The sequence below is a fragment of the Pseudoxanthomonas sp. genome (assembly GCF_051953815.1).
In the GTDB taxonomy this organism is placed as follows: Bacteria; Pseudomonadota; Gammaproteobacteria; order Xanthomonadales; family Xanthomonadaceae; genus Pseudoxanthomonas_A.
The window spans coordinates 1-9039 of sequence record NZ_JBQCIJ010000045.1; the positions used below are offsets into that span (position 1 = coordinate 1).

Here is a 9039-nt window from a genome sequence, read left to right on the forward strand (position 1 = left end):
GGCGCCAAGGAAATGGGCTTCGCCGACGCCGGCGAGGCGTGGCGGGCGGGGTACGACATGCCGCCGGCGCAGTTCGCCGCCGAGACCGACCGCCTGTGGGGCCAGGTCAAGCCGCTGTACGAGCAGCTGCACTGCTACACCCGCACCAAGCTGCAGGCCACCTACGGGGTTGAAAAAGGCCAGGTCAACGGCCTGCTGCCTGCGCACCTGATGGGCAACATGTGGCAGCAGGACTGGGGCAACCTATGGGACATGCTGGAGCCGTACAAGGGCGCCGGCAGCCTGGACATCACCGGCGCGCTGGAGAAGCAGTACCAGGCCGACTACCAGGCGGCGCTGGCCAAGGCAGGTCCGGGCCCGGGCACGGACAAGCTGTTCCAGGCCGAGCGCGAAGCGCAGCTGCAGGTCGCCAAGCAGATGACCGAGCGCGCCCAGGACTTCTACACCAGCCTGGGCATGCCCAAGCTGCCCGAGAGCTACTGGACCAAGACCCAGTTCATCAAGCCGATGGACCGCGACGTGGTCTGCCACGCCAGCGCGTGGGACATGAACATGAGCGGCGACGTGCGCACCAAGATGTGCATCAAGCCCAACGAAGAAGATTTCACCACCATCTACCACGAGCTGGGCCACGTCTATTACTACCTGGCCTACAACAAGCTGCCGCCGCTGTTCCAGACCGGCGCACACGATGGCTTCCACGAGGCCATCGGCGACACAATGGTGCTGGCGATGACGCCGGACTACCTGAAGTCGATCGGCATGGTCGGCGAACAGCAGCAGAGCAACGAAGCCCTGATCAATGCGCAGATGCGCATGGCGCTGGCGAAGGTGTCGTTCATGCCGTTCGGCCTGATGATCGATCGCTGGCGCTGGGGCGTGTTCGACGGCTCGATCAAGCCGGCCGACTACAACAAGGCCTGGTGGGAGCTGAAGGCCAAGTACCAGGGCGTGGCACCGGCCACCGCGCGTGGCGAGGACTTCTTCGATCCGGGCGCGAAGTACCACGTGCCGGGCAACACGCCGTACACGCGCTACTTCCTCTCGCATGTGCTGCAGTTCCAGTTCTACAAGGGCCTGTGCGACGCCGCCGGCTACAAGGGCCCGCTGTACAACTGCAGCTTCTATGGCAACAAGGTCGCCGGCCAGCGCTTCTGGGCGATGCTGGAGAAGGGCGCGAGCCAGCCGTGGCAGGCCACGCTGAAGGAACTGAGCGGCACCGAGAAGATGGATGCCAGCGCTGTGCTGGAATACTTCGCGCCGTTGCAGGAATGGCTGAAGCAGCAGAACGAAGGCCAGACCTGCGGTTGGCAGGCACCGCCGGCCGCCACCACCGCGGCCGCGCCCGCGGCGCCGGCGAAGGAACCGGCGAAGAAGCAGGGCTGAAATCCCCGCCAGGGAAACACGGCAAGGCCGGCGCAAGCCGGCCTTGTCCGTCATGGCGCTCCGGTTGTCGGCGCCACGGGTGTCGCCCGGCACAACGCTGATACCATTACCCGACCATGGACGAAACGGGGGAAGGCACGATGGGCAAGCGGATGCATCTGTGTGGGGGATTGTTGGCGCTGGCCTGCGTGGTCGCGCTGTCGCCGGCCTGGGCCCAGAGCGTCTCCGGCGAGACCAGTCGCACGCCGGCCGCGCCGGCCGCGCACTGGCGCACGCCCGATTTCACCGCGTTGCAGAGTGCCCGCGTGCGCTATCGCGAAATGCCCGTGCAGCGCCTGTTCGAACTGCAGAAGCGCAACGCCACGCGACAGATGAAGCCCGTGCAGGTCGGCATGGGACGTCGCCTGAGCGCCGACGGCGTCACCACCCTCGCCCAACCCGCGCTGAGCTGGCGCGCGCTGGGCGGCGGCGCGGCGGCGGCGCGCATGGACATCACCTCGCCCGATGCGCTGGCGCTGCGCGTCGGGCTGCAGGTCTCCTCCCTGCACCCGGATGTGGAGCTGCGCTTCGCCGGTTCGGACCAGCCGGGCAAGGTCGTCGCGGTGATCAGCGCGCGCGAGGCGCAGCGCCAGGTCGATGCGCAGGGGATCTACTGGACGCCGGGCACCGATGGCCAGACCCAGCTGATCGAGATCTACCGCCCCGCCCACGTCAGCGTCGCGATGGCGCGCCTCAACGCACCGCAGCTGACGCACCTGCTGGCCAACAGTCGCAGCGATTTCAAGATCCTGGAAAAGATCGGCGAATCCGAAAGCTGCAACATCGACACCGCCTGCCGCGTCGCCGAACTGGGCGATCGCTTCGTCCGCGCGAAGAACGCGGTCGCGCACATGCTGTTCATCAGCAAGGACGAGAACGGCCAGACCGGTGGCTTCATCTGCACCGGCACCCTGCTCAACGACACCGCCACCGGCACGCAGACGCCCTACTTCTATTCCGCGCACCACTGCATCAGCGACCAGGGCGTCGCGTCCACCCTCAATACTTTCTGGCGCTACGAGGCCACCAGCTGCAACAGCGGCGTCTCGCAGACGGTCACCCAGCTGACCCGCGGCGCCACCTACCTCTATTCCAGCAGCGAGACCGACGCGCTGTTGCTGCGGCTCGCCGAGCCGGCTCCGGCCGGCGCCGAGTTCAGCGGCTGGGACGCCGCCGCGCTGCCGGCGTCGAGCGCGATCATCGGCATCCACCATCCGGCGGGCGACGCGAAGAAGGTGTCCAGCGGGCAGCAACTGGTGAGCAATGATCCCACCCACAACGCGGTGGCCTGGCTGAGTGGCAGCACCCAGGGCGGCAGCAGCGGCTCGGGCCTGTTCACCCTGCACGCCGATGGATACAAGTTGCGCGGCGGCCTGCACGGTGGCGACGCCTCCTGCGCGAACAGCGGCTCGATTTCCAACACCCAGAACCGCGACTGGTATTCGCGCTTCGACGTGGCGTATCCGCATATCCAGCAATGGCTGGCGCCCACCACGCCGATCCTGATGAATGGCGCGCAGCCGCTGATTCCGGGCCAGGCCAATCCGGTTTCCGCCAACGGCACGCCGGCGGTGCCGCAGGTCAAGACCCGCACCGTGCTGAAGCGCCGCGCCGCGTACCGTCGATACGGCACTCCCTGATCGGAGCGGATGCGCTCCGCATCCCGGCAGTTCGCGGGATCGCGCGCCGGCCCACGATGTGCGCAGGACGCGTGGCGACGGCGCCCGTCGCGCGCATGACATCCGATGCCTGCGTTCTAGCGTGATGACTCGGCCGCCGGCAGGAATGCCGGTGGCTTCACGCTCCCTTCAAACAGTCGCGCGAAGGTGGCGCTCCCGTTCCGCCGGAGTGCCCGCAATGCCCACCGTCTTCGCCCACGCACTGGTTCCTCTCGCCGTCGGGCTTGGACTGGGTCGCCGGCGGATTCCGCCGCGGCTGCTGGTGGCGGGCGCGCTGGCGGCGATGCTGCCGGACGCGGATGTGGTCGCGTTCAAACTCGGCATCGCCTACGCCGATGCGCTGGGCCATCGCGGCGCCAGCCATTCCCTCGTCTTCGCGCTGGCGCTCGGCGCCGGGGCGGCCTTGTGCCACCGCCTGCTGCGCGCGAAAGCGTGGACGACCTTCCTGTTCGTCGGCCTGGCGGTGTTGTCGCACCCCCTGCTGGACATGCTGACCAACGGCGGCCTGGGCGTGGCCCTGCTGTGGCCGTGGTCGGATCAGCGCTTCTTCGCACCTTGGCAGGTGATCGAAGTTTCGCCCTTCGCGCACCGCTTCTTCAGCGCGCGCGGCGTCGAGGTGCTGTGGTCGGAGGCGCGATGGATCGGCGTGCCGGCGCTGCTGCTGTTGGCCGCGCTCGCCGCACCACGTGTGCTGTGGAAGCGGGGTCAGTCGCGATGAAGCATCCCGTTCGTCCCGTTCGCGACTGACGTCGCTCCCATACGGAGACGATGGAACGCGACCCGTGCCTCCGTAGGAGCGAGGTCAGTCGCGACGAAGAATCCCGATCACCTCGGTCGCGACTCACGTCGCTCCTGCGGGGAAATCACTCAATGCTGGGTAGGCGCCACGTCCGGTTCGGCTTCGGTCTCTCCGGCGCCGGCGCGCATGTCCGCTTCCAGCTTCTTCTCGAAATCTTCCAGGCTCAGGCCCTGCGCGGCGGCCTCGATGACGGCGGTATCGCGCAGTTCGTCCGAATAGACCAGCCGCACCGGCTGGCCGTTGGCCTCGTGCAGCGCGGCGGCGCGCTTGATCATCGCCAGCACTTCGGCGGCGCTGTCGGAACTGCCGGCGATGCGGCCGTCCATGCCCAGCACCCACACGCCGGCCTGGCGCACGACGCCGGCCAGCAGGTCGCCCTGCGGATTGCGCAGCTCGGCATGCGGCTCGATCGCCGGGGCGTTGGCGCGGGCCAGGTTGCGCGCCTTGATCACCTTGCGCTTCCTGGCGTCGCGGCGGGCCTTGGAATTCGTGGACATGGGAGTTCCTTTGTCTGAAAGCTCAGATCTGATCGGTGGGTTCCAGCGCGGCCGGTTCCTTGGGACAACTCTCGGCGCGCTTGCTCACATGGGCTTCCCAACGCCACATCGCCCAGCCGCCCAGCGTGAGCACGCCCGCGCCCAGCGCCAGCCACAGGCCGTGACGGCTCAGCAGCGCCGAGATCACGCCGGCGATGATGGTGTTGATCAGCAGGTTGCTGAAGGCCTGCAGCGACGAGGCCGCGCCACGCTGGCGCGGATACATGTCGAGGATGGCCAGGGTAAGGATCGGGAAGATCAGCGCCACGCCGAACGCCGACAGGCACATCGGCAACACCGCCCACGGAATGCCGATGGCGTCGCCGGCCCACGCGTTGTAGGCGATGTTGGCAATCGTCGACACGCCCATGCAGGCGAAGCCGATGCGGGTCAACCGGGTGCCGCTGATGCGTCCGGCCGCGCGCCCGGACACGAACGCGCCCAGGGTCATGCCGCCGATGGTGGGCAGGAACAGCCAGGCGAACTGCTGCTCGTTCAGGCCCAGCCGATCCATCACGAAAATGGGCGCCGAGGCGATGTACAGGAAGATGCCGCCGAAACTCAGCGAGCCGGCCAGCGCCAGCCGCTGGAATCGCGGATTCAGGGCGATGGCGAAGTAGTCGCGCAGCAGGTGCTTCGGCGAGACCTTCACCCGCACTTCCGGCGGATGCGTCTCCGGCAGCCATACGCCCACCGTCAGCAGCAACAGCAGCGAGAAGCCGGCCAGGAACCAGAAGATCACCGGCCACGCGCTCCAGCCCAGGATCCAGCCGCCGATGATCGGCGCGATCGCCGGGGCGATGCCGAAGATCATCGACACCTGGCTCATCAGCCGCTGCGCGTCGTCGCCGTGCAGCACGTCGCGGATCACCGCGCGGCCGACGATGAAGCCCACGCCCGCGGAGAATCCCTGCAACGCGCGGAACAGCAGCAGCGTGGCCATGTCCTGCGACAGCGCGCAGCCGATCGAGGCCAGCAGGAACACGAACAGGCCGCCCAGGATCACCTTGCGCCGGCCGAACGCGTCCGACAGCGGACCATGCACCAGGCTCATCAGCGCATAGGTCAGCAGGTACACGCTGATCACCTGCTGCATCGCCAGCTTGTCCACGCCCAGCTGCGAACCCATCGCATTGAACGCGGGGAAGATGGTGTCGATGGAGAACGGGCCGAACATCGCCAGCCCGCCCAGCAACAGGGCCAGGCGGCGGTTGGACGGCAGCTTGCGGACGCCGGTCATGGCGCGCCCCCGGCGGCGGCGGACGGATCCACCGGTGGCGAGGTCGGCGGCCCCTTCAGCTCGACCGTGTTGCCTTCCGGATCCTGCAGGTACTGGGACGGCCCCATGCCGTCGGCGCCATAGCGCTCGCCGAACTCACCCAGGTTCGCCCCGGCCGCCTGCAGGTAGGCCGCCAGCGCCTCGCGCTCGAAGGGTTCCACCCGCAGGCACAGATGATCGACATTGCGGCCGCCGGCGCCCGGCGCGGCCCCGCCCAGCCGGCCCAGCTTGCCGTCCACCGGGACCAGGTCGATCAGCGACTCCCCGGCCCGCAGTTGCAGCAGGCCCAGCTCCGGCCGGTCCCGCTCCACGGCGCAGCCCAGCACCCCGCAATAGAAGGCGCGCATGGCCGCCAGGTCGCGGACACGCAGGACCACGTGGTCCAGGCGCAGCAATCGGAAGGGGGGCGCATTCATGAACAGGGAAGCCGGCGCGGGGAGCCGGACATGGTAAGGCCAACCGGGACGATGCGGGCGGCCGCAGGCTATAATCCGCGCCGCAAGACCCAGGTGGGAGAAGCGGGGAAACCCGCTGCCGAAGGCGCAAACGCCCGTAATCGCTCAGGCCCGATACCACCCTCGCTGCAAACACTCTGGAGAGATCGGCCACGCGCCGGCGCCGAAGGGGCACGAAGCACCACCGCGACCTCGTCCGCGGCGCTTCCAAACTCTCAGGCAAAAGGACAGAGGGGCACCCACGTGCGCACTTCGCACGCCCGGCTTCATGCCTTTTCCGGATGCCCCTGCCCATGTCCCAGACTCCGTCCTCGCTTCGCGATCTCGAGCACCACGACGCTTTCATCGCCCGCCACATCGGTCCCAACGATGCCGAAATCGCGCACATGCTGCGCGTGGTCGGCCACGACTCGCTGGAGGCGATGACCGACGCCATCGTCCCGGCCAACATCAAGTCCGCCGCGCCGCTGGCCCTGCCCGCCGCGATGACCGAAGAGGAAGCGCTGGCCAAGATCCGCGCCGTCGCCGACAAGAACCAGGTGTTCAGGAGCTTCATCGGCCAGGGCTACTACGGCACCCACACCCCCAAGGTGATCCTGCGCAACATCCTGGAGAACCCGGCCTGGTACACCGCCTACACCCCGTACCAAGCGGAAATCTCGCAGGGCCGCATGGAAGCGCTGATCAACTTCCAGACCATGATCACCGACCTGACCGGCATGGAAATCGCCAGCGCCTCGCTGCTGGACGAAGCCACCGCCGCCGCCGAGGCGATGACCCTGGCCAAGCGGTCGGCCAAATCCAAGTCCAACGTGTTCCTGGTCGCCGGCGACACCCATCCGCAGACGATTGAAGTGCTGCAGACCCGCGCCGAACCGCTCGGCCTGACCGTCGAGATCGTGCGTTCGACCGAGGCGTTCCATGAAAAGCTGGCCGCCGGCGATTACTTCGGCGTGCTGGTGCAGTACCCGGCCTCCAGCGGCTGGCTGGAGGAATGGGACCGCGACGCGGAGATCATCCACGGCCACCAGGCGCTGTTCGTCATGGCCACCGATCTGCTGGCGCTGACCCTGCTCAAGACCCCGGGCGAAATGGGCGCCGACATCGTGGTCGGCAACACCCAGCGCTTCGGCGTGCCGTTCGGCTTCGGCGGCCCGCACGCGGCCTTCATGGCCTGCCGCGACGCCTACAAGCGCTCCATGCCCGGCCGCCTGATCGGCGTGTCGGTGGACGCCGACGGCAATCCCGCCTACCGCCTGACCCTGCAGACCCGCGAGCAGCACATCCGCCGCGAGAAGGCCACCTCCAACATCTGCACCGCGCAGGTGCTGCTGGCGGTGATGGCCTCGATGTACGCGGTCTACCACGGTCCGGAAGGCCTGACCCGCATCGCCAGCCGCGTGGCCCGCCTGACCGCCATCCTGGCCGAAGGCCTGCGCACGCTGGGTCACGCCTCGGTGCACCCCAGCGCGTTCGACACCCTGTGCATCGACCCCGGCGACGCCGCCCAGGCGATCCTGGCCCGCGCCAAACAGGCCCGCATCAACCTGCGCGTGCGCGGCAACGGCTCGCTGTGCATCTCGCTGGACGAAACCACCACCCGCGCCGACGTGGAAGCGCTGTGGGGCGTGTTCGCCCAACCCGGCGCCTCCTTGCCCAGCATCGACGCGCTGGACGCCACCGCGCCGTCGCTGATTCCGGAAGGCCTGCGCCGCACCAGCAAGTTCATGACCCACCCGGTGTTCAACACCCACCACAGCGAGCACGAACTGCTGCGCTACATGCGCGCGCTCGCCGACAAGGATCTGGCGATGGATCGCACCATGATCCCGCTGGGCAGCTGCACCATGAAGCTCAACGCCACCGCCGAGATGATCCCGGTGACCTGGCCGGAATTCGGCAACCTGCATCCGCTGGCGCCCGCCGAGCAGGCGCAGGGCTACAAGGAACTGATCGATGGCCTGGAAGCCATGCTGGTCGAATGCACCGGCTATGACTCGGTCAGCTTGCAGCCCAATTCCGGCGCGCAGGGCGAGTACGCCGGCCTGCTGGCCATCCGCGCCTATCACCGCTCGCGCGGCGAGGCCAAGCGCGACATCTGCCTGATCCCCGAATCCGCGCACGGCACCAACCCGGCCAGCGCGCAGATGTGCGGCATGCAGGTGGTGGTGACCAAGTGCGACAGCAACGGCAACGTCGATGTCGAGGACATCCGCCGCGCCGCCGAGAAATACAGCGATCGCCTGGCCGCGATCATGATGACCTACCCCTCCACCCACGGCGTGTTCGAAGAGGACGTGGTGGAGATCTGCAACATCATCCACCAGCACGGCGGCCAGGTGTACACCGACGGCGCCAACATGAACGCGCTGGTCGGCGTGGCCAAGCCGGGCAAGTGGGGTTCGGACGTCTCGCACCTCAACCTGCACAAGACCTTCTGCATCCCGCACGGTGGTGGCGGCCCGGGCGTGGGCCCGTGCGCGGTCAAGTCGCACCTCGCTCAGTTCCTGCCGCGCAAGCTCGGCGAGGACACGCCGGTGGGCATGGTGTCGGCGGCCAGCTTCGGCTCGGCCTCGATCCTCCCGATCAGCTGGATGTACATCACCATGATGGGCAACGAAGGCCTGCGCCGTGCGACCCAGGTCGCGTTGCTCAACGCCAACTACATCGCCAAGCGGCTTGGCTCCCATTACGAGACGCTCTACACCGGCCGCAACGGCCTGGTGGCGCACGAGTGCATCCTCGACCTGCGCCCGCTCAAGGACGCGACCGGCATCAGCGCCGAGGACGTGGCCAAGCGCCTGATCGACTTCGGCTTCCACGCCCCCACCCTGAGCTTCCCGGTGGCCGGCACGCTGATGGTGGA

General features: G+C 68.1%; 7 protein-coding genes and 1 riboswitch. Of the genes, 4 read left to right on the top strand and 3 right to left on the bottom strand.

From position 1 onward, the window contains the following. The 3 genes from ACTHN1_RS13855 to ACTHN1_RS13865 all read left to right on the top strand — a co-directional run. Positions 1-1386: M2 family metallopeptidase (locus tag ACTHN1_RS13855; RefSeq protein ID WP_440471522.1), on the top strand; the 1386-nt coding region annotated here is incomplete at its 5' end. Positions 1387-1502: 116 nt separating this feature from the next. Next, entirely contained in the window at positions 1503-3065 is a 1563-nt protein-coding gene (locus ACTHN1_RS13860; protein WP_440471523.1) for a hypothetical protein, read from the top strand. 217 nt (positions 3066-3282) lie between these two features. After that, on the top strand, positions 3283-3822 hold the full coding sequence (locus tag ACTHN1_RS13865) for a metal-dependent hydrolase (RefSeq protein WP_440471524.1): 540 nt from the start codon (positions 3283-3285) through the stop codon (positions 3820-3822). A gap of 149 nt (positions 3823-3971) precedes the next feature. Here the strand turns inward: ACTHN1_RS13865 and ACTHN1_RS13870 are convergent, their stop codons facing one another. Genes ACTHN1_RS13870 through ACTHN1_RS13880 form a run of 3 tightly spaced genes read right to left on the bottom strand, consistent with a single transcriptional unit; the run spans position 3972 to position 6134 of the window. Then, positions 3972-4400, bottom strand: coding sequence for a hypothetical protein (locus tag ACTHN1_RS13870; protein ID WP_440471525.1), 429 nt, complete (start codon positions 4398-4400; stop codon positions 3972-3974). Between the two features lie 22 nt (positions 4401-4422). Further along, positions 4423-5679: a multidrug effflux MFS transporter gene (locus ACTHN1_RS13875; protein WP_440471526.1), complete on the bottom strand. Its 1257-nt coding sequence runs from the start codon at positions 5677-5679 to the stop codon at positions 4423-4425. Next, on the bottom strand, positions 5676-6134 hold the full coding sequence (locus ACTHN1_RS13880; protein ID WP_440471527.1) for a VOC family protein: 459 nt from the start codon (positions 6132-6134) through the stop codon (positions 5676-5678). Before ACTHN1_RS13880 ends, ACTHN1_RS13875 begins: the two co-directional genes overlap by 4 nt. Before the next feature lie 166 nt (positions 6135-6300). Then, a riboswitch (glycine riboswitch) is annotated at positions 6301-6414 on the top strand. 52 nt (positions 6415-6466) lie between these two features. On the opposite strand from ACTHN1_RS13880, the gene gcvP reads away from it, so the two are divergent. After that, on the top strand, positions 6467-9039 hold a 2573-nt coding region (gene gcvP / locus ACTHN1_RS13885; protein ID WP_440471528.1), incomplete at its 3' end, for an aminomethyl-transferring glycine dehydrogenase.